This window comes from Flavobacterium urocaniciphilum (assembly GCF_900110615.1).
In the GTDB taxonomy this organism is placed as follows: Bacteria; Bacteroidota; Bacteroidia; order Flavobacteriales; family Flavobacteriaceae; genus Flavobacterium; species Flavobacterium urocaniciphilum.
The window spans coordinates 21,277-42,179 of sequence record NZ_FOEI01000010.1 but is presented as its reverse complement, the minus strand read 5'-3'; the positions used below and the strand labels follow the sequence as shown (position 1 = coordinate 42,179).

Here is a 20,903-nt window from a genome sequence, read left to right as displayed (position 1 = left end):
CTTTAAAAAACAACACAACAATATGCAACTTACCGAATTAAATGCAGTATCGCCAATTGACGGACGTTACAGAAGTAAAACAAAATCGTTATCCGCTTATTTTTCTGAAGAAGCTTTAATTAAATATAGAGTTTTAGTTGAGGTAGAATATTTTATCGCTATGTGCGAATTCAATGTTCCTCAATTACAAGGTGTAGATAAAAACCTGTTTGGGAAATTAAGAGAGATTTACGAGAATTTTTCTACTGAAGATGCACTTTGGATTAAGGAAACAGAGAAAACTACTAATCACGATGTAAAAGCCGTTGAATATTTTATCAAAAAGAAATTTGACGAATTCGGATTACAAGAATTTAAAGAGTTTATCCACTTCGGATTAACTTCTCAAGATATTAATAATACTGCAATTCCACTTTCAACGAAAGAAGCGTTTGAAAATGTGTATTTACCAAGTTTAGTTTCTATTGTTCAGAAATTAAAAGAATTGTCAATCGAGTGGGCTGATGTTCCTTTATTAGCAAGAACTCACGGTCAGCCGGCTTCGCCAACGCGTTTAGGAAAAGAAATTTTAGTTTTCGTGGAGCGTATTGAAGAGCAAATGCGTTTGTTATTCAACGTGCCTTTTGCAGCAAAATTTGGTGGAGCAACAGGAAATTATAATGCGCATAAGGTAGCCTATCCAAATAGCGATTGGAAAGCGTTCGGAACACAATTCGTAGAAGAAACTTTAGGTTTACGTCATTCGTTTCCAACTACTCAAATTGAGCATTACGATCATTTTGCAGCCTTTTTCGATGCATTGAAACGTATCAATACGATTTTAATTGATTTAGATAGAGATATTTGGACATACGTTTCGATGGATTATTTCAAACAAAAAATCAAAGCAGGTGAAATTGGTTCTTCAGCAATGCCACATAAAGTAAACCCGATTGATTTTGAAAATTCGGAAGGAAATTTAGGAATTGCGAATGCTATTTTCGAACATTTATCGGCTAAATTACCAATTTCTCGTTTACAACGTGACTTAACAGATAGTACAGTTTTACGAAATATTGGTGTGCCAATCGGACATACAATTATTGCTTTTGAAGCGACTTTAAAAGGGTTGAATAAATTATTATTAAACCAAGTAAAGTTTGAAGAAGATTTAGAGAAAAATTGGGCGGTTGTTGCTGAAGCAATTCAAACTATTTTACGTAGAGAAGGATATCCAAATCCGTATGAAGCGTTAAAAGATTTAACAAGAACAAACACAGTTATCAATAAAGAATCAATTCATGCATTTATTGAAACGTTGAATGTTTCTGATGAAATTAAAGCAGAATTGAAAGTGATTACACCAAGTAATTATTTAGGAATATAGCACTTTGTCATGCTGAATTTATTTCAGCATCTAATTTACAGTTTAAAACCCGCTATTATTTTAGTGGGTTTTTTTTATGACTTTTTTATGATTTTCTATTAAAATAAATATCCTTTTATTACGTTTTAATAAAAAGAAGAAGAATGAAAAGTGTAGCGATTATAGTGTTGTTTTTGTTAGGTTTTCAACAAGAAGTTGAAGTAACAAAATTAGATTCGAATTTATTTGATAAGATTAATGCTATTCGAATAGAGAATAAATGTGCAGTGTTAATACGCGATAAAAATTTGGATCAAGCTGCCGAAAATCAAGCGAAATATATTGCGAATAAAGAAGTGTTAGATCACGTTCAGAAAGAGAATTCTAGAACAAAAGAATTGGTTGATAGAGTTAAAGTTTTTGGAAGTAATAAATACGTATTAGTGGCTGAAAATTTATTATTTACTTCGGTTCCAAAAAATCCAATTGATTATGCTGTATTAACAGAAAAGATGAAATCACTTTGGGAAAATTCACCAAGTCATTTGAAAAATATAAAAAATAGCGAGTATAATTATACCGGTTTTGGTTTCGCTTTAAATAAGTCGAAAACCAAAATCTATGTGGTTCAAGTATTTGGTAAAAAATAAAAAATCCATTCCGAAAGGAATGGATTTTTTTATACTGACTACTCAAAACTGAGCACTGAATACTATCTCGAGTAATTCGGAGCTTCTTTCGTAATGGTTACATTATGTGGGTGACTTTCACTAATTCCACTTGATGTTAAACGTACAAATCGGCTAGTCGCTTGTAAGGTTTCAATGTTTTTAGCACCACAATAACCCATTCCGGCTCTTAAACCACCAATGAATTGTTGCATGCTTTCATTTAATTCACCTTTGTAAGGAACTCGACCAACAATACCTTCTGGAACTAATTTTTTTACATCGTCTTCAACATCTTGGAAATATCTGTCTTTAGAACCTTCTTTCATAGCTTCTACAGAACCCATTCCTCTATATGATTTGAATTTTCTTCCTTCAAAAATAATAGTTTCACCTGGCGATTCTTTAGTTCCTGCTAACATTGATCCTAACATTACACTAGAGGCACCAGCTGCTAATGCTTTAGGAATATCTCCAGTATAACGAACACCACCATCAGCAATTACAGGAATTCCAGTTCCTTGTAAAGCGGCAGCAACTTCTAAAACGGCTGAAAATTGAGGGAAACCAACACCTGCAACTACACGAGTGGTACAAATAGATCCTGGGCCAATTCCAACTTTTACAGCATCGGCACCGTTTTCAACTAAATATTTTGCCGCTTCTGGAGTTGCAATGTTTCCTACAACTACATCAATATCTGGAAATTTAGTCTTAACTTGTTTTAATACATCTACAACACCTTTTGTATGTCCGTGAGCCGTATCGATAATTACAGCGTCAACTCCAGCGTTAACTAAAGCTTCTGCACGTTCTAAAACGTCACCAGTTACACCTAAGGCAGCTGCAACACGTAAACGTCCGAATTTATCTTTATTAGCGTTTGGTTTTTGAGTTAATTTAGTGATATCTCTAAAAGTAATCAAGCCAATTAATTTGTTTTCGGTATTAATTACTGGTAATTTTTCAATTTTATTGCCTTGTAAAATTTCTTCAGCTTGTAAAAGAGTTGTTCCTTCAGGAGCAGTAATTAAATTTTCTGAAGTCATTACCTCAGTAATAGCTCTTTCGTTATTTTTTTCGAAACGTAAATCTCTATTGGTAACAATTCCTTTTAAAACTTCGTTTTCATCCACAACAGGAATTCCACCAATACCATATTTATGCATAGCGTGTTTTGCATCGCCAACATTAGCAGTTAATGGTAAAGTTACTGGGTCTATAATCATACCGCTTTCTGCACGTTTTACTTTACGTACTTCTGCAGCTTGCTTTTTGATAGACATGTTTTTATGTAGTACTCCAATTCCACCTTCTTGGGCCATAGCAATAGCCATAGCGCTTTCTGTTACTGTGTCCATAGCAGCGGAAACAATAGGCGTGTTTAAAGTAATGTTTTTGCTAAATTTTGATTGAATAGAAACTTCTCTTGGAAGGATTTCAGAATAATTGGGAACTAATAAAACATCGTCGTAGGTTAGTCCTTCACCAATTATTTTTGTGTTGTGTGCTATCATGGTGCAATTTGTAATTAAATTGCGTGCAAATATAAGACAAATTTAAGTAAATGACAACTTTTGATATAATTGATTTATAAAGAATTAGTTATATTTGTGAAATGGAGACATTTATATATTTTTTTTTAGAAACTTTAATTGTCGGTTTGATAATTTTTGGTTTGTATACATCTAAAAAGCATTTTGGATTAGGTTTGCTATATGTGTTTTTAGGAACGATGCAATTCTTTCAAACAATTTTATCGGGTAATGTATATAATTTATATTTTGATACTTTTCTATTTTCGCCAGGATCAACCTTGATTTTTACGTCTACGTTATTTGCAGTTTTATTGATTTTTAAAAATGAAAATGTATTAAAAGTAAGAAGTGCGGTGTATGGAATTATTCTCAGTAATATTATTCTCGTGTTCTTGTCTTATATTTCTTTAGAGCAAATTTTGTCTGATAACTTTTCTAGGAATACTACTTTTTTAGCAGAAGTGTTTAATTTTGATTTTAACCTATTTATTACAGGTTTGTTCTTGCTGTATATGGATATGTTGCTTATAATATATTTGTATAAATATTTTGAATCGAAATTTCCAAAATTGATATTTTTTCACTTTTTGATTCCTAGTGTAGTGATTTCGGTGTTAGATTCATTCCTATTTTACTCTCTTAATTTATATTTTGAGCCTAATTATTTTGAAATGATGACTGGAAATATAGTAGGTAAAGTTTTGGTTTCTATTATATTGTCTGCATTATTTTCTTTTTATTTTATGGTTAATCCTGGTAAAGAAAATAAGAAGAAAGATTTAAAGGATATTTTTGTGATATTTAATTTTACTAATGATAAACGTTAAAAATTTTTAAAGCTTCATTATAAGCACTTTCAAAACTCATCGGGTGACAATTAGTATTTGCTTTTTCAGATGTAAAATAAGAAAGTAATTTTTCTGTTGGCATATTTCCTGTTAAATCGTCTTTTGCCATAGGGCAGCCGCCATAACCTTTTATAGCGCCGTCAAATCGTACACAACCTGCTTTGTATGCTGCATCGACTTTCTCAAACCAAGTATCAGGAGTGGTATGTAAATGGGCGCCAAATTCGATATTTGGATATTTTGGAATTAAATTGCTAAATAAATAATCGATAATTTCTGGAGTTGAAGACCCAATCGTATCTGAAAGTGATAAGATTTTCACACCCATATTGGCTAATTTTTCAGTCCATTCTCCAACAATTTCAACATTATAAGGATCGCCATAAGGATTTCCGAATCCCATAGAAATATAGGTTACTACTTCTTTATTCGATTTTGTAGCGATTTCTAAAATTTCTTGTAAAGTAATTAAAGATTCAGCAATGGTTTTGTGTGTGTTTCGCATCTGAAAGTTTTCAGAAATTGAAAAAGGAAAGCCTAAATATTGAATTTCTTTATGTTGACTAGCAATTTCAGCACCTTGTGTATTGGCTATAATAGCCAGTAATTTGCTTTTTGTTTGTGATAAATCTAATTGCGCTAAAACTTCAGCCGTATCCTGCATTTGAGGAATGGCTTTAGGGGAAACAAAACTTCCGAAATCGATAGTATCAAATCCAACTCTTAATAAAGATTGGATGTATTGCACTTTCTTTTCAGTTGGAATAAAAGCTTTGATGCCTTGCATAGCATCACGTGGGCATTCTATAATTTTAATTTCTTTCATAACGAATGTCAAAGATAAGTAAAACTTTATTTTTTGCAAGAAAAGTAGTTGATGAAAGTGTAATAAAATGAAGTTGAGGTAACTCTGTAAAAAAAATTATTAAAAACTCATTTTTATTTATACTTTTGCCTCACATTTAAGAATCGTATTATGGTTAAAGATTTATTTGAAAGAATACAACAAAATAAAGGGCCTTTAGGAAAATGGGCTTCACAAGCTGAAGGATATTATGTGTTCCCTAAATTAGAAGGAGAATTAGGTCCAAGAATGAAATTTCATGGAAAAGAAATTTTAAACTGGAGTATAAACGATTATTTAGGTTTAGCAAATCATCCTGAAGTTAGAAAAGTTGATGCTGAAGCAGCTGCGCAATATGGTGCTGCATATCCAATGGGTGCTCGTATGATGAGTGGACACACTATATTACACGAACAATTACAAAATGAATTAGCTAGTTTTGTTCAAAAAGAAGCAGCTTATTTATTAAATTTTGGTTACCAAGGAATGGTGTCTATTATTGATGCTTTAGTGACTAAAAATGATGTTATTGTTTATGATGTTGATGGTCATGGATGTATTATTGATGGAGTTCGTTTGCACATGGGTAAACGTTTTACATATAAGCATAATGATGTTGAAAGTTTAGAGAAAAACTTACAACGTGCTACTAAAATGGCTGAAGAATTAGGTGGTGGTATTTTAGTTATTACTGAAGGAGTTTTCGGAATGAGAGGACAACAAGGTAAATTAAAAGAAATCGTTGCTTTAAAAGAAAAATACAACTTCCGTTTATTAGTTGATGATGCTCATGGTTTTGGTACATTAGGTAAAACAGGTGCTGGAGCAGGAGAAGAGCAAGGTTGTCAAGACGGAATTGATGTGTATTTCTCTACTTTCGCTAAATCTATGGCGAGTATTGGTGCTTTCGTAGCGGCAGATCAAGATGTAATTGATTACTTAAAATATAATTTACGTTCTCAAATGTTTGCAAAATCGTTACCAATGATTATGACTGTTGGTGCGTTAAAACGTTTAGAGATGTTACGTACAATGCCAGAGTTAAAAGACAAACTTTGGGAAAATGTAAATTATTTACAAAACGGATTAAAAACTAAAGGATTTAATATTGGTGATACAAATACTTGTGTAACTCCAGTATATCTTGAAGGTTCTATTCCTGAAGCAATGGTTATGGTTAACGATTTAAGAGAGAATTATAATATTTTCTTGTCAATTGTTGTGTATCCAGTAATTCCAAAAGGTATTATTTTATTAAGAATGATTCCTACAGCTTCACATACAATTGCTGATATTGATGAAACGTTATCTGCATTTGAAGCAATTAGAGAAAAATTAACAAATGGAACGTACAAAGCCTTAGCAGATGCTAATGTTGAAAATGTTTCTTAGTTGAAAAAATAAGTTAGAATTTAAAATGCGTCTTGATAGACGCATTTTTTATTTGTCTGAAATTCAATCGTTTGAATAGTAAGAAAAGTTGTAAATAGAGAAATGTTTAAAAAAAACAGAGGATAACTGAAAATAAAATTGTTTTATCGTGTTTGAAATGATATATTTGTCCGTTTTTAAAAAAAATAACTAAAATAATTAATAATGCAGAACAAGGGACTAATTAAATTCTTTGCAATCGTATTTACACTTGTAAGTATTTATCAGTTATCATTTACATTCGTTGCAAATGGTATTGCTAATGATGCGAAAGAATTTGCCAAAGGTGACACATCTAAAGAGAATGAGTATTTAAAATCTATGGGTGAAAAAGAAGTAATGAACTTAGGATTTACTTCATTTACTTATAATGATGTGGTAGAAAAACAAATCAACAAAGGTCTTGACCTTGAAGGAGGTATTAACGTAATCTTAGAAGTTTCTGTAAAAGACATTTTAAAAGGATTATCTAATAACTCTAAAAACCCTACTTTCAACAGAGCTTTATCTAGAGCTACTAAAGAAAGAAAAGGAAATCAAGATTATTTAGATGCATTTTTTGATGCTTTTGCTGCTGAATCAAATGGTACAGTAAAATTAGCTTCTCCAGAGGCTTTTTATAATAGAAATTTATCAGATGAGATTCAACTTAACATGACTGATGATCAAGTTAAAGTGGTTCTTAAAAAGAAAGTTTCTGAATCAATTGAAAGTGCTTACGGAGTATTAAGAGAGCGTATCGATAAATTCGGTGTTGTTCAGCCAAATATTCAAAAATTAGGAGAATCAGGAAGAATTTTAGTTGAATTACCTGGTGCTAAAGATATTGATAGAGTTGAAAAATTATTATCTAGTACAGCTCAATTAGAGTTTTGGGAAACTTTAAAACCAGACGAAGTTGGAAACTTTTTAGTTTTAGCTAACGATGCGTTAAAGAAAACGGAAACGAAAGCTACAACTGCTGCTGTAGATACTACTAAAGCTGCTGCAACTGATACTAAATCTAAAATCAACGATTTAATTACAGATAACAAAACGGCTGATAAATCTCCAAAAGATTTAGGCCCAATCTTTAGTAAAATTGATATGAAGGCTCAATCAATGAATCCTTCATTCAATGTTAAAGATACTGCTTTAATTAACTCTTATTTAAAAAGAGCAGATATCAGAGCTTTATTACCAGCTGCTGCATCTAATGCAAAATTTGCTTGGGGTAAAACAAATGATAAAAATAAAGACATTACAGAATTATATTTCTTAAAAGGTACTGCTGATGGTATTGCACCTTTAACAGGAGGAGCAGTTACAGATGCGTCGAAATCTTTCGACCGTTTTGGTAAACCAGCTGTTAGTATGCAAATGAACCCAACAGGTTCAAGAAAATGGGAGCAATTAACAGGAGATATCGCAAAACAAGGTAATATGGTTGCTATTGTTTTAGATAATGTAGTTTATTCTGCTGCTTCTGCTAAACAAGCTATTTCTGGTGGTCAAACTGAAATTTCAGGAAACTTTACTTTAGAAGAAACTGCCGATTTAGAAAACGTATTAAGAGCTGGTAAATTACCTGCTGCTGCTGAAATTGTTCAAAGTGCTGTTGTTGGACCATCTTTAGGTCAAGAAGCTATTGATAATGGAATTTTATCTTCTATTATTGGATTATTATTAGTTTCGTTATGGATGGTATTCTATTACGGTAGAGCTGGATGGTATGCAAATGCTGCATTAATTGTTAACTTAATCATATTATTTGGTTTAATGGCGAGCTTAGGTTTCGTATTAACATTACCAGGTATTGCAGGTATCGTATTAACAATGGGTACGGCAGTAGATGCAAACATTATTATTTACGAAAGAGCAAAAGAAGAATTAAGAGCAGGTTTATCATTAGAAGATGCTGTAAAAACAGCTTTCGGATGGAAAGGTGCTATGCGTTCTATTATTGATGCAAACGTAACTCACATTTTAACAGGTGCTATCTTATTTATCTTTGGTGAAGGTCCAATTAGAGGTTTCGCAACTACATTATTAATTGGTATTTTTACATCGTTATTTACATCTATTTTTATTGCTCGTTTCTTTATTGATAACGATATTGCAAAAGGAAGATCTTTAGCGTTCTGTACTAATATTACTAAAAATTGGTTTACAGGATTTAAATTTGATTACTTAAAAATTAAGAAATTTACTTATGCTTTCTCTTTATTAGTATGTATTTTAAGTTTTGCTTCTTTCTTTACAAATGGATTTGATCAAGGTATTGACTTCGTAGGAGGTAGAACATATCAAGTTAAATTTGACAAACCAGTTTCTGCTGAAGATGTTACTAAAGTTTTATCTGCTGAAGATGTATTTAAAAGTGCTGAAGCTAAAGTTATCGGTACAGATAATCAATTAAAAATTACAACGAAATATAAAATTAAAGAAGAAGGTGTTGCAGTTGATAAAGAAATCAAAGAAAAATTATACAATGCTTTAAAACCTTTCTTTGCAAAACAACTTACTTATGATGAATTCAATAATACTCAAGAAGGTAAATCTTTTGGAGTTGTTCAATCTATGAAAGTTGGTCCAACGGTAGCTGAAGATATTAAAACAAACGCTTATTGGGCAGTTATCGGAGCAATGTTAATTGTTTGTTTATACTTAGTAGTTTCATTTAGAAAATACCAATATTCTTTAGGTGCAATTGCTGCAGTAGCTCACGACGTTATTTTCGTATTAGGTATTTATTCTGCATTATACAAATTCATGCCTTTCCATATGGAAATCGATCAGCACTTTATTGCTGCTATCTTAACAGTTATTGGTTATTCTATGAATGATACGGTAATTGTATTCGATAGAATTCGTGAATTCTTAGGTGGTAAATCTCACCATGGAAGTTTTGATCAAATTGTAAATGACTCAATTAATACAACGTTATCACGTACATTAAATACATCATTAACAATGATTTTAGTATTATCAATTATGTTCTTCTTTGGTGGAGATTCTATTCGTGGATTTATTTTCGCAATGTTAATTGGTATTATTGTAGGTACATATTCATCGTTATTTATTGCTACTCCAGTATTAGTAGATACGATGCCAAATGCTGATAAAAGACAAATTGAAGAAGAGCATAACGCTTAATCTTTAATATCTTTCAAATAAAAAAGTCCCGATGTAAATCGGGACTTTTTTTATATTAAGTTTTTAAATAGCTTTTTAGTAATTATAAACTGTGTTGTTTCAAATAATCTACGGCATGTCTTCCTTCATTAAATAATAAATCTAATATAGATAAGTTATTTATAAAACCGTGTTTGGTTTCAAAAACTTGTGTATAAGGTTCAATAACAGTAGAATCTTTCTTTCCGTTAACTAAATATCTAAAATCTAATTTTTCAGAAATGTCATGAAAATATTCGGTTGTTTTTTCAAATGGAATGTTTATTCCTAAAGCATCATTTATTAAGTCGAAAACCTCAAAATTTAAGTCTTGCATATATGTGTGCTTTTTTTCGAAAATAGGTCGGAAATCATCTTCAAAATACTCGAAAAAGGGTGAAGCACGATAAGCTGCTTCTAGTGATTTGAAATGATTCTTTTGCCAATTAAAATCATTTTCAATTTTAATATCTTTAAACTTCGTTACACCAATATCATGTTTCAAAGGAATGTTTAACATTTGAATGCCATTCGGACTATAAATGTACATTCTGTTTCTGTTGGTTTGTTTTTGAAAAGTGTCTTCTACTTCAAAAGTTACTTTCTCAGCATTTACTAAAGCAATATAATGACTTATTGAAGGAAAGTAAGTTGGGTATAAAATTATATCTTTCATATTCGTAATCGTATTCTAATTAAAAAAGAGTTGCAAACTAAATTACAACTCTTTGTTTATTTTATAAAGTTTCTGCTTCTTTTTTCTTTTTCTTACCTCTATACCAATCCCAAGCAAAATAACCTGCTAATGCGATTAAGAAATACTTGAAATACGACTGAGGCTCACCATCACCACTAACTGTAGTGAAAAATCGATCTGTTCTAAATCGGTCTAAGAATGGTTTTCCAAGTCTGTTGTCTATATCAAAACTCATCCATATGAAAATTGGCTTTCCAACAATATGATCTTCTGGAGTAAATCCGAAATAACGAGCATCTAATGAATTATGACGGTTATCTCCCATCATCCAATAGTAATTTTGTGCAAAAGTATAAGAAGTTGCTGGTTTGCCATCAATCTTAATTTCATTACCATTCACTTCTAATTTATGGTGCTCATATTCTGTAATTATCATTTTATAAAACGGTAATGTTTCTTTGTTTAAAGCAACTGTTTTACCTGCTTCTGGAATATAGATTGGTCCCATATTGTCTAAATTCCAATTTCTGTTTTTTGGTGCATTTCCGTCTCTAAAGTCTGGGAAAATACCATCTTCTGATGTAGTAGCTATTATTTTTTCTACAGACTTAACTCCTGTAATACTTTTAAATTTTTCTGCGCCAGCTTTAGTTAATGCTGCTACAATTAAAGTATCCTTCGTTTCATTTGTTCTAAAACCATCTGTTGACTCCGTTTCTACTAATGCTTGCTCTAAATAACTACCAATATTTTCAACGGTGTTATCAAAAGCTATTTTGTATGAGTATTGAACTTTGCTTCTTTCTGGTAAAATTGATTCTTTGCCATTGATGAACAATATACCATTCTTAATTTCCAATTTATCACCCGGAATTGCAGTACATCTTTTTACATAATTGGTTTTTTTGTCGATAGGTTTGTAGTATTTTTTATCGGCATTTTTATACATATGGTATAATGTATCTGTTGGCCAGTTGAATACAACAATGTCATTTCTTTCGATTTTTTGAAAACCAGGAAATCTGAAATAGGGTAATTGCGGACGCTCTAAATACGATTTTGTTTTAATAACAGGAATAGTATCGTGAACCATTGGTGCAGCAACTGTAGTGATAGGAGTTCTTGCTCCATAATGAAACTTACTTACAAATAAGAAATCGCCAACCAATAATGTTTTTTCTAATGATGATGTTGGAATTACAAACGGTTGAATAAAATAGGTGTGAACAAAAGTAGCTACAATTAAAGCAAAACTTAATGAACCTAATGTGTCTAATGCTTTTGTTGCAGGTTTAGTATCTCTTTTTTCAATATAAGTTACTTCTTGAGTGTAATTTACATAACCAATATATAAACCTAAAGAAACTATTCCAAGCCACATATCGGCAGTGGTTTTCTTTCCGAAAGTTCTAAGTGTTTCAATCCAAATTACAGGTAAAATCAATAAATTAATAATTGGAATGAATAATAATAAAATCCACCATTTTGGTCTATTTACAATTTGCATCATTACAATGCCATTATATACAGGAATAAATGCTTCCCAAGCTTGTCTATTTGCTTTTAAATATAATTTCCAAGTACAAATTCCATGAATCGTACTAATGATTAAAATCGTGATAATCCAAGATGATATTTCCATATTATTAATTGTATTTTATATATCGTAAATCGTAAATTTTTTACTTAAATTCCTAAAACGTCTTTCATAGTAAACACTCCTTTTTTACCAATAATCCACTCAGCTGCTATCACAGAACCAAGAGCAAATCCTTCGCGACTATGAGCGGTGTGTTTAATTTCAATTTGGTCTACTTTACTGTCATAAAAAACAGAATGTGTTCCAGGTATATTTTCAATTCTTTTGGCATCAATATAAATCTCATTGGCTAATGGATTTTCTAATGTCCAATCTGTATATTCTGTATTTTCAATAATTCCTTGTGCTAAGCTAATGGCTGTACCACTTGGTGCATCTAATTTTTGTGTGTGATGTATTTCTTCCATTGAAACTTTATAGTCTGAAAGGTTTTTCATCATTTTAGCTAAATATGCATTTAATTCGAAAAAAATATTTACACCTAAACTAAAGTTTGAACCATAAATAAAACTTCCGTTTTGTTTTTCACATAAATTAACCATATCCGAATAATTAGCAAGCCAACCCGTAGTTCCAGAAATTACTGGAATATTGTTATTTAAACATTCTGAAATATGACTAACAGCGCAATCTGGAACACTAAAATCAATAGCAACATCTGCATTTAATAAGCCATCAAAACCATCTTGACTTCCTTTTTTAAGTACAATTTCATGACCTCTTTCTAAAGCAATTCTTTCAATTACTTTCCCCATTTTCCCGTATCCTAAAAGTGCTATTTTCATGTGTGTTTGTTTATTTGTTAAAATCGCAATTAATATTTTTTTATTTATAAAAATGTATGTTTGACGATTTCATGTTGAATTAGTTAGATTTTTGTTGTTCTTGTTACTTAAAGCAATGTTAAAATTGGTAGGTTATGCAAAAACCTACATTTTGCTTAAAGTTATAAGGATTTGTATGTAAGTCTGGTTTTAAAGTTAAATCATCGTTTACATTAAATTGCAATAAATGTGCATCAACATTGGCATCAACAATGTTTAAAATATATAAACCAGCGGTAATTAAAACAGATAAATCTCGGTTTCTTTGGTAAAATTTTTGTCCACGAATTACACTGTCATCTGAAAGTCTACCAAAAGTTGGATCGTTAGGATCGTTAGTTCCTAATAATCTTGCTTTGTATTCGTTTCTGAAATCGTTGTATTTTTGACTATTATCAATAATAAAATACACACCTGTTCCTAAAGCAGCATACACAATCGGAATTTTCCAATATTTTTTGTTATACGCTTGGCCTAATCCAGGTAAAATTGCAGAATAAAATGCAGCTTTTGCCGGAGCTAAAGGATTTATAGAGTCGTTTTTTATTTCTTTATTCGTTTCAATTTGCATTTCTTTATCTTGAGCAAACGAAAAGTGAATACTCAAAATAAACAATCCAACTATGTAAAATAATTGCTTCACTAGCTGTTGATTAATTTGATGATTCGATTAAAATCTTCTTCAGAATGAAACGGAATTGTGATTTTTCCTTTACCATTAGCCGCTACATTAACATCTACTTTAGCACCAAAGAAATCTGTAAATGTTTTCTTTTGTTCTGAAGCAATTTCAAATGATTTTGAAGTAGTTCCTTTTTCTGCTTTTGGTTTTAAACTTTCATGGTATTTTTTTACCAAAGCTTCTGTATCTCTAACAGATAAATTTTGAGTCACTACTTTATGGTAAATATCACTTTGAACATCTTGATCGTCAATATTAATCAAGGCTCTACCATGACCCATAGAAATAAATCCATCTCTCATTCCGGTTTGAATGATTGGATCTAATTTTAACAAACGTAAATAGTTTGTAATTGTAGAACGTTTTTTACCAACTCTTTCACTTAATTCTTCTTGAGTTAAGCTAATTTCTTCAATTAATCTTTGGTAAGATATAGCAACTTCAATTGGATCTAAATCATGACGTTGAATATTTTCAACTAAAGCCATAACTAAAGATTCGTTGTCGTTTGCTAAACGAATATATGCCGGAATTGTCGCAAGTCCTAATAATTTTGAAGCACGTAATCTTCTTTCTCCAGAAATTAATTGGTATTTGTTAAATTCAAGTTTTCTAACTGTAATAGGTTGAATTACACCAACTTCTTTAATAGATTTGGCTAATTCTTGTAACGTTTCTTCATTGAAATTCGTTCTTGGTTGAAACGGATTAATTTCAATAAAATTTATATCAAGTTCAATGATGCTTCCTACGACTTTATCGGCACCTTTATCTTCTACCGATTTAATATCGTTAGTTGGATCACTTAAAAGTGCTGATAATCCTCTTCCTAATACAGGCTTTTTTACTGCTTTTGTCATTATATATGGTCGTTTTTCTTGATAATCTCTTCTGCTAAATTAATATAATTTGCTGCTCCTTTGCTCGTTGCATCATAATTAATGATACTTTCACCAAAACTAGGCGCTTCACTTAATTTAATGTTTCTTTGAATAACGGTTTCAAAAACCATGTTGTTGAAATGTTTTTGAACTTCTTCCACAACCTGATTCGATAAACGTAAACGCGAATCGTACATGGTTAATAATAAACCTTCAATATCTAAATTTGGATTGTGAATTTTTTGAACACTTTTTATAGTGTTTAATAATTTACCTAAACCTTCCAATGCAAAATATTCACATTGAATTGGAATAACTACACTATCAGCAGCAGTTAATGCATTTAATGTTAACAAACCTAAAGAAGGAGCGCAGTCAATAATAATATAATCATACTGTTCTTTAATTTCTTGTAAAGCTTGTTTAAGCATGTATTCACGGTTTTCCTTGTCTACCAATTCGATTTCAATAGCAACCAAGTCGATATGAGCTGGAATTATTGAAACGTTTGGCGCTGTACAAGACATAACCGCTTCTTCTGGTTTATTACTATGTTCTAATATTTGATAGGTTCCAATTTCTACACATTCTACATCAATTCCTAAGCCTGAACTTGCGTTCGCTTGAGGATCGGCATCGATTAATAATACTTTCTTCTCTAAAACACCTAAAGCAGCTGCAAGATTTACTGATGTTGTTGTTTTTCCTACACCGCCTTTTTGGTTGGCAATTGCAATGATTTTACCCATTTTTTCTCTTAAAATTTTCGAAGCGTAAAAATACAATTATTTATGGTATTATCAACTCAAATTTATTAACATTGCGTTAAAGTCTTTATTTCAGTATATCTTTGTCTTTAAAATTTATTTTTTTGTAAATTTGACATCTAAATTTTCAATAGTGAGAGAAGAAAAAGTAATTTTAGTTGATAAATATGATAATCCAATTGGGTTAATGAACAAGTTAGAAGCACATGAAAAAGCATTGTTACACAGAGCTTTTTCAGTTTTTATTTTGAATGATAAAAACGAATTGATGCTTCAACAACGTGCGCATCATAAATATCATTCTCCGCTACTTTGGACAAACACGTGTTGTAGTCATCAAAGAGAAAATGAATCAAATATTCAAGCAGGAACAAGAAGACTTCGTGAAGAAATGGGATTTGAAACAGAACTTAAAGAAATGTTTCATTTTATTTATAAAGCTCCTTTTGATAATGGTTTAACAGAACATGAATTGGATCATGTAATGATTGGTTATTTTAATGAAGAACCTATTATTAATAAAGACGAAGTAGAAAGTTGGAAGTGGATGGCTATTGAAGATGTAAAAAACGATATGGTTCAAAATCCAGATGAATATACTATTTGGTTTAAAATTATTTTTGAAGAATTTTACCATCATTTTGAAGAAAAATTAATTTCTAACAGATCATAAAATGAGAGCGACTATAAGTAGAAAAGCGCATTTTAATGCCGCACATAGGTTGTATCGAAAAGATTGGTCTGATGAACAAAACGATTTGGTTTTTGGAAAATGTAATAATCCAAATTTCCACGGTCATAATTACGAATTAATTGTAAATATTACAGGTGAAATTAGTCCAGAAACAGGTTTTGTAATGGATGTGAAAATACTAGCAGATTTGATTAAATTGCATATTGAAGATGAATTTGATCATAAAAATTTAAATTTAGATGTTCCTGAATTTAAAGATTTAAATCCAACTGCTGAAAATATTGCTGTAGTTATATGGCGAAAATTAAGAAATCAAATCGAAATTAAATATGATTTAGAGGTTGTTTTGTATGAAACACCTAGAAATTACGTAACCTATAGTGGAAATTAAATGAATTTTTATCCTTTAAAATTTACACCTATTTTTAAAGAACGCATTTGGGGCGGCCATAAATTAAGAGATTATTTAAATAAATCTTTTGATGGCAACCAAATTGGCGAAAGTTGGGAATTATCTACCGTTGAAAATAATATCAGTGTGGTAGAAGATGGTGAATTTGCTGGATTGAACTTAAATGAATTAATTGAAAAATTTCCAACTGAAATATTAGGTTCTAAATCGATTGAAAAATACGGATTAGAATTTCCTTTGCTTTTTAAGTTTTTAGATGCACAACAAGATTTATCTATTCAAGTGCATCCAAATGATGAATTAGCTAAATTACGTCACAATTCCTTCGGAAAAACGGAAATGTGGTATGTGTTGCAAGCAGATGAAGATTCGAAATTAGTAGTCGGTTTTGAAAATAAAATTGAAAAAGAAGAATATCTTACTTTAATAAAAGAGAAAAAATTAGTTAGTGCTTTAAATGAAATTCCAGTAAAAAAAGGAGATACGTTCTTTTTGGAAACGGGTACGGTTCATGCAATTGGAGCTGGGGTATTAATTGCCGAAATTCAACAAACTAGTGATATTACGTATCGTTTATACGATTGGGATAGAGTAGATGCTAATGGAAATGAAAGAGAATTGCATACCGAATTAGCGCTTGATGCTATTAATTTTGAGGTTTCTAACGCGCAAGTTAAATATGCAAAAATTATTAATCAAAGTACAGAATTAGTAAATTGTCCTTTCTTTAAAACAAATATTTTACCAGTTTCTGGTGAATATTTTTGGAAAAAGCAAAACGATACTTTTACGGTTCTAATGTGTACACATGGTGAATTTTCTTTGTTTTTCGATAATGAAGGTTATGAATTTGAAAAAGGTGATACGATTTTAATTCCGGCCATAATTGAAGAATTTGAGCTAATTGGAAATGCTACGATACTTGAAATCACAATTTAATTAGTAGTATATCAATATATTGTTTACTTTTGCATCATAAATTTTAAAAATTACAAAATGGCAAGCGTTAAAAACTTGAAAAAAGAAATTAACTATGTATTAGGTGATATCATCAACATAGTTTATGTTTGGGAAATGACTACAACAGGAAAACCAACTCCAGCATCTGATGCTTTAGTAGATGGTATCTATGATTCTTTTGATGGATTAATGGCTAGAGTGAGTGAAAAAGGTGTTGAAAACAAAAAAGCTCATTTTAAACAAATAAGAAAAGATTTCGAAGCTGCTGCAAATCAATTTGTTGCGCAAGTAAACGAATTAAAGTAAAAAAAAGTCAAAAAAAATTTAATTTTTTTTTGCAAATTAAAAAATCAAGACTATATTTGCACCGCAATAAAGCAATAGAGTCGCCGGTGTAGCTCAGCTGGCTAGAGCAGCTGATTTGTAATCAGCAGGTCGTGGGTTCGAGTCCCTCCATCGGCTCAAAAAAAGGAAAGTGAAAGCTTTCCTTTTTTTATTTCTACAAATTTCAGATTTTACTTCTACACTTTCTCAAGCATTTGTTTGTATTCCTTATTAATTGTTTAGATTTTTTCCTTAATTTTACTATACTCTTCAAAGAATTTTAAAAAAAAGCCTAAAAAAATATTTAAAAATACTATGCATGCATAGTATTTTTTTTTATATTTGCTAAAACCATTTTATATGCAAGATAAAACAATAGACTATGTTTTAAGATATACATGGCAATCGGTTGCAAGAATGTATAACGAAGAAGCGGCCAAGTATGGCGCAACAATGGCTACTGGTTTTGCTTTGTTAAGTATTGATAAAGATAAAGGAATTCCCTCAACAGCTTTAGGTCCGAGAATGGGAATGGAAGCTACTAGTTTAACAAGAACATTAAAGTCAATGGAAGAACGCGGATTAATCATTCGTAAAAAAAATCCAGCTGACGGAAGAGGTGTTCTAATTTATCTTACTGAAGAAGGAAAGCAAAAAAGAGAATTGTCAAAGCAAACTGTACTTCAGTTTAATGAAGTTATTAAATCGAAAGTAACACCAGAACAACTTCAAAACTTTATGGAAGTTGCTGAAATTATCAACGAACAAATTTTAGAAAAAGAAATTTTCGATAAAAACATAAAATAAACACAATATAAATACATATCTGTATGAAACGTAATATTAAAAAAGTTGCTGTTATTGGTTCAGGAATTATGGGAAGCGGAATTGCTTGCCATTTTGCAAATATCGGTGTAGAAGTTTTACTTCTAGATATTGCTCCTAAAGAATTAACAGAAGCTGAAACAAAAAAAGGATTGACTTTAGAAAGTAAAGTGGTTCGAAACAGATTGGTAAACGATCATTTAGCAAATGCGTTAAAATCAAAACCATCTCCAATTTATCATCAAAGTTTTGCAAGTAGAATTACTACAGGTAACACAACGGATGATATGGCAAAAATTGCTACTTGTGATTGGATTATTGAAGTAGTTGTAGAACGTTTAGATATCAAAAAAAGCGTTTTCGAACAAATTGAAAAATTCCGTAAACCAGGAACATTGATTACTTCTAATACATCCGGAATTCCAATTCACTTTATGAGTGAAGGTAGAAGTGAAGATTTTCAAAAACATTTCTGCGGAACACACTTCTTCAATCCAGCTCGTTACTTAAAATTATTTGAAATTATTCCAGGACCACAAACTTCTTCTGAAGTTTTAGATTTCTTAAATGGTTATGGAGAAAAATTCTTAGGAAAAACTTCAGTTGTAGCTAAAGATACACCAGCTTTTATTGGAAACAGAATCGGAATCTTCGGAATCATGAGCTTGTTCCACCAAGTAAAAGAAATGGGTTTAACTATTGAAGAAGTTGATAAATTAACCGGACCAGTTATCGGAAGACCAAAATCGGCAACTTTCCGTACGGTTGATGTAGTAGGTTTAGATACTTTAGTTCACGTAGCCAACGGAATTTACGAAAATTGTAAAACGGATGAAGTTTTAGAATTATTCAAATTGCCAGAATTCATCAATAAAATGATGGAAAATAAATGGCTTGGAAGCAAAACGAATCAAGGTTTCTACAAAAAAGAAGGAAAAGAAATTCTTTCTTTAGATTTAGATACTTTAGAATATCGTTCAGCGAAAAAAGCTTCTTTTGCAACATTAGAATTAACTAAAACAATTGATAAACCAATTGATAGATTTAAAGTTTTAGTTACAGGAAAAGATAAAGCAGGTGATTTTTACCGTAAAAACTTTACTGCGATGTTCGCATATTGTTCAAATAGAATTCCAGAAATTACAGATGCATTCTATAAAATTGACGATGCTATGAAAGCTGGTTTCGGATGGGAAAATGGACCTTTCGAAATTTGGGATGCCATCGGAGTGCAAAAAGGAATCGAATTAATGCAAGCTGAAGGATATCAACCTGCAAGTTGGGTAAATGATATGTTAGCTTCTGGTAATACGTCATTCTACTCTGTAAAAGATGGTGCAACCTATTTCTACAATAAAGATACTAAAACTACAGAAAAAATTCCTGGTCAAGATGCTTTTATTATTTTAAACAATATTCGCGAAAGCAAAAAAGTTTGGAATAATAGCGAAAGTATTATTACCGATTTAGGTGACGGAATTTTAAATTTAGAATTTACTTCTAAAATGAATTCTATCGGAGCTGGAGTGTTACAAGGAATTAATAAGGCTATAGATATGGCTGAAAAAGGTTACGAAGGATTAGTTATCGGTAACCAAGGTGCAAATTTCTCTGTTGGTGCCAATTTAGCTATGATTTTCATGTTGGCAGTAGAACAAGAATACGATGAGTTAAACATGGCCATAAAAATGTTCCAAGATACGATGATGCGTTGCCGTTATTCTGCTATTCCAGTTATTGCTGCTCCTCACGGAATGACATTAGGTGGTGGTTGCGAATTAACGATGCATGCGGATAGAGCAGTTGCTGCTGCTGAAACGTATATCGGATTAGTAGAATTTGGAGTTGGTGTAATTCCAGGTGGTGGTGGTTCTAAAGAAATGGCGCTTCGTGCATCCGATTTATTTAGAAAAAATGATGTTGAATTAAACGTTTTACAAGAATATTTCTTAACGGTTGGTATGGCTAAAGTGGCTACTTCTGCTTATGAAGCTTTCGATTTAGGAGTGCTTCAAAAAGGAAGAGATATTGTTGTAGTTAATAAAGATCGTCAAATTGCAACAGCTAAACAAGTAGCGTTACAAATGGCTAACCAAGGTTATACACAACCTGTAAGAAGAAACGATATTAAAGTTTTAGGAAAACAAGCGTTAGGTATGTTTTTAGTAGGTACAGATCAAATGGTAGCTGGACAATATATTTCAGAACACGATCAAAAAATTGCAAATAAACTGGCTTATGTAATGGCTGGTGGCGATTTATCGGAACCAACGTTAGTTTCTGAACAATATTTATTGGATTTAGAACGTGAAGCTTTCTTATCATTATGTGCAGAAAGAAAAACGTTAGAACGTGTACAGTTTATGTTAACTAAAGGGAAACCTTTAAGAAATTAATTCAAAAAAATAAT

Annotated in this window: 19 protein-coding genes and 1 tRNA gene; 12 read left to right on the top strand and 8 right to left on the bottom strand. The window is 31.1% G+C overall.

The annotated features are described in order from the left end of the window. The first annotated feature begins 22 nt into the window (after positions 1–22). Together purB and BMY86_RS12690 are read left to right on the top strand one after the other, a co-directional pair. A complete protein-coding gene (gene purB / locus BMY86_RS12695) occupies positions 23–1,366 on the top strand; it encodes an adenylosuccinate lyase (protein ID WP_091470231.1) in 1,344 nt (447 codons plus the stop codon). A gap of 143 nt (positions 1,367–1,509) precedes the next feature. Then, positions 1,510–1,995: a CAP domain-containing protein gene (locus BMY86_RS12690; RefSeq protein ID WP_091470229.1), complete on the top strand. Its 486-nt coding sequence runs from the start codon at positions 1,510–1,512 to the stop codon at positions 1,993–1,995. A 62-nt stretch (positions 1,996–2,057) separates the two neighbouring features. Here the strand turns inward: BMY86_RS12690 and guaB are convergent, their stop codons facing one another. Further along, positions 2,058–3,530 carry an IMP dehydrogenase gene (gene guaB / locus BMY86_RS12685; protein ID WP_091470227.1) on the bottom strand — a complete coding sequence of 491 codons (1,473 nt, stop codon included), beginning with the start codon at positions 3,528–3,530 and terminating at the stop codon, positions 2,058–2,060. Positions 3,531–3,631: 101 nt separating this feature from the next. Here guaB and BMY86_RS12680 point away from each other — a divergent pair, with 101 nt between their 5' ends. Next, positions 3,632–4,378, top strand: a complete 747-nt coding sequence (locus BMY86_RS12680; RefSeq protein WP_091470225.1) for a VUT family protein — start codon at positions 3,632–3,634, stop codon at positions 4,376–4,378. Here BMY86_RS12680 and BMY86_RS12675 read toward each other — a convergent pair. Continuing rightward, positions 4,362–5,225 (bottom strand): hydroxymethylglutaryl-CoA lyase, encoded by an 864-nt coding sequence (locus tag BMY86_RS12675; protein ID WP_091470223.1) that lies wholly within the window; start codon positions 5,223–5,225, stop codon positions 4,362–4,364. The two genes, BMY86_RS12680 and BMY86_RS12675, sit on opposite strands and share 17 nt — an antisense overlap. Before the next feature lie 150 nt (positions 5,226–5,375). Here BMY86_RS12675 and BMY86_RS12670 point away from each other — a divergent pair, with 150 nt between their 5' ends. Both BMY86_RS12670 and secDF read left to right on the top strand, forming a co-directional pair. Then, positions 5,376–6,635: a cysteate-C-fatty acyltransferase gene (locus tag BMY86_RS12670; RefSeq protein ID WP_091470219.1), complete on the top strand. Its 1,260-nt coding sequence runs from the start codon at positions 5,376–5,378 to the stop codon at positions 6,633–6,635. A 204-nt stretch (positions 6,636–6,839) separates the two neighbouring features. Beyond that, positions 6,840–9,809, top strand: coding sequence for a protein translocase subunit SecDF (gene secDF, locus BMY86_RS12665; RefSeq protein WP_091470215.1), 2,970 nt, complete (start codon positions 6,840–6,842; stop codon positions 9,807–9,809). Between the two features lie 82 nt (positions 9,810–9,891). Here secDF and BMY86_RS12660 read toward each other — a convergent pair whose 3' ends face one another. The 6 genes from BMY86_RS12660 to BMY86_RS12635 form a co-directional block, all read right to left on the bottom strand. Beyond that, positions 9,892–10,503 carry a WbqC family protein gene (locus BMY86_RS12660; protein ID WP_091470210.1) on the bottom strand — a complete coding sequence of 204 codons (612 nt, stop codon included), beginning with the start codon at positions 10,501–10,503 and terminating at the stop codon, positions 9,892–9,894. Positions 10,504–10,564: 61 nt separating this feature from the next. Then, a complete protein-coding gene (lepB, locus tag BMY86_RS12655) occupies positions 10,565–12,166 on the bottom strand; it encodes a signal peptidase I (protein WP_091470206.1) in 1,602 nt (533 codons plus the stop codon). Between the two features lie 44 nt (positions 12,167–12,210). After that, complete coding sequence (dapB, locus tag BMY86_RS12650; RefSeq protein WP_091470202.1) at positions 12,211–12,909, bottom strand: 4-hydroxy-tetrahydrodipicolinate reductase; 699 nt, start codon at positions 12,907–12,909, stop codon at positions 12,211–12,213. Positions 12,910–13,027: 118 nt separating this feature from the next. Beyond that, on the bottom strand, positions 13,028–13,591 hold the full coding sequence (locus BMY86_RS12645; protein WP_091470200.1) for a DUF5683 domain-containing protein: 564 nt from the start codon (positions 13,589–13,591) through the stop codon (positions 13,028–13,030). Then, positions 13,591–14,490, bottom strand: a complete 900-nt coding sequence (locus BMY86_RS12640) for a ParB/RepB/Spo0J family partition protein (protein ID WP_091470197.1) — start codon at positions 14,488–14,490, stop codon at positions 13,591–13,593. Before BMY86_RS12640 ends, BMY86_RS12645 begins: the two co-directional genes overlap by 1 nt. Beyond that, on the bottom strand, positions 14,490–15,260 hold the full coding sequence (locus BMY86_RS12635) for a ParA family protein (protein ID WP_091470312.1): 771 nt from the start codon (positions 15,258–15,260) through the stop codon (positions 14,490–14,492). Before BMY86_RS12635 ends, BMY86_RS12640 begins: the two co-directional genes overlap by 1 nt. Before the next feature lie 151 nt (positions 15,261–15,411). On the opposite strand from BMY86_RS12635, the gene idi reads away from it, so the two are divergent. The 7 genes from idi (at position 15,412) to BMY86_RS12600 (ending at position 20,889) form a co-directional block, all read left to right on the top strand. Further along, on the top strand, positions 15,412–15,951 hold the full coding sequence (gene idi / locus BMY86_RS12630; RefSeq protein WP_091470193.1) for an isopentenyl-diphosphate Delta-isomerase: 540 nt from the start codon (positions 15,412–15,414) through the stop codon (positions 15,949–15,951). Between the two features lies 1 nt (position 15,952). Further along, complete coding sequence (locus BMY86_RS12625; protein ID WP_091470190.1) at positions 15,953–16,363, top strand: 6-pyruvoyl trahydropterin synthase family protein; 411 nt, start codon at positions 15,953–15,955, stop codon at positions 16,361–16,363. Beyond that, complete coding sequence (locus BMY86_RS12620) at positions 16,364–17,323, top strand: type I phosphomannose isomerase catalytic subunit (RefSeq protein ID WP_091470186.1); 960 nt, start codon at positions 16,364–16,366, stop codon at positions 17,321–17,323. Between the two features lie 57 nt (positions 17,324–17,380). Next, positions 17,381–17,650 (top strand): hypothetical protein, encoded by a 270-nt coding sequence (locus BMY86_RS12615; protein WP_091470182.1) that lies wholly within the window; start codon positions 17,381–17,383, stop codon positions 17,648–17,650. Between the two features lie 82 nt (positions 17,651–17,732). Beyond that, positions 17,733–17,806, top strand: a tRNA-Thr gene (locus BMY86_RS12610). A gap of 222 nt (positions 17,807–18,028) precedes the next feature. Beyond that, positions 18,029–18,475 carry a MarR family winged helix-turn-helix transcriptional regulator gene (locus BMY86_RS12605; protein ID WP_091470178.1) on the top strand — a complete coding sequence of 149 codons (447 nt, stop codon included), beginning with the start codon at positions 18,029–18,031 and terminating at the stop codon, positions 18,473–18,475. Between the two features lie 23 nt (positions 18,476–18,498). After that, on the top strand, positions 18,499–20,889 hold the full coding sequence (locus tag BMY86_RS12600) for a 3-hydroxyacyl-CoA dehydrogenase/enoyl-CoA hydratase family protein (RefSeq protein ID WP_091470175.1): 2,391 nt from the start codon (positions 18,499–18,501) through the stop codon (positions 20,887–20,889). Positions 20,890–20,903: the final 14 nt, after the last annotated feature.

Excerpts from the sequence above, each read along its gene's own strand:
- BMY86_RS12640 (WP_091470197.1), bottom strand. The coding sequence starts at position 14,490 with ATGACAAAAGCAGTAAAAAAGCCTGTATTAGGAAGAGGATTATCAGCA.
- BMY86_RS12600 (WP_091470175.1), top strand. The coding sequence starts at position 18,499 with ATGAAACGTAATATTAAAAAAGTTGCTGTTATTGGTTCAGGAATTATG.
- BMY86_RS12660 (WP_091470210.1), bottom strand. The coding sequence starts at position 10,503 with ATGAAAGATATAATTTTATACCCAACTTACTTTCCTTCAATAAGTCAT.
- guaB (WP_091470227.1), bottom strand. The coding sequence starts at position 3,530 with ATGATAGCACACAACACAAAAATAATTGGTGAAGGACTAACCTACGAC.
- BMY86_RS12680 (WP_091470225.1), top strand. The coding sequence starts at position 3,632 with ATGGAGACATTTATATATTTTTTTTTAGAAACTTTAATTGTCGGTTTG.
- BMY86_RS12615 (WP_091470182.1), top strand. The coding sequence starts at position 17,381 with ATGGCAAGCGTTAAAAACTTGAAAAAAGAAATTAACTATGTATTAGGT.
- BMY86_RS12675 (WP_091470223.1), bottom strand. The coding sequence starts at position 5,225 with ATGAAAGAAATTAAAATTATAGAATGCCCACGTGATGCTATGCAAGGC.
- lepB (WP_091470206.1), bottom strand. The coding sequence starts at position 12,166 with ATGGAAATATCATCTTGGATTATCACGATTTTAATCATTAGTACGATT.
- dapB (WP_091470202.1), bottom strand. The coding sequence starts at position 12,909 with ATGAAAATAGCACTTTTAGGATACGGGAAAATGGGGAAAGTAATTGAA.
- BMY86_RS12605 (WP_091470178.1), top strand. The coding sequence starts at position 18,029 with ATGCAAGATAAAACAATAGACTATGTTTTAAGATATACATGGCAATCG.
- BMY86_RS12670 (WP_091470219.1), top strand. The coding sequence starts at position 5,376 with ATGGTTAAAGATTTATTTGAAAGAATACAACAAAATAAAGGGCCTTTA.
- purB (WP_091470231.1), top strand. The coding sequence starts at position 23 with ATGCAACTTACCGAATTAAATGCAGTATCGCCAATTGACGGACGTTAC.
- BMY86_RS12620 (WP_091470186.1), top strand. The coding sequence starts at position 16,364 with ATGAATTTTTATCCTTTAAAATTTACACCTATTTTTAAAGAACGCATT.
- BMY86_RS12690 (WP_091470229.1), top strand. The coding sequence starts at position 1,510 with ATGAAAAGTGTAGCGATTATAGTGTTGTTTTTGTTAGGTTTTCAACAA.
- BMY86_RS12635 (WP_091470312.1), bottom strand. The coding sequence starts at position 15,260 with ATGGGTAAAATCATTGCAATTGCCAACCAAAAAGGCGGTGTAGGAAAA.
- secDF (WP_091470215.1), top strand. The coding sequence starts at position 6,840 with ATGCAGAACAAGGGACTAATTAAATTCTTTGCAATCGTATTTACACTT.
- BMY86_RS12625 (WP_091470190.1), top strand. The coding sequence starts at position 15,953 with ATGAGAGCGACTATAAGTAGAAAAGCGCATTTTAATGCCGCACATAGG.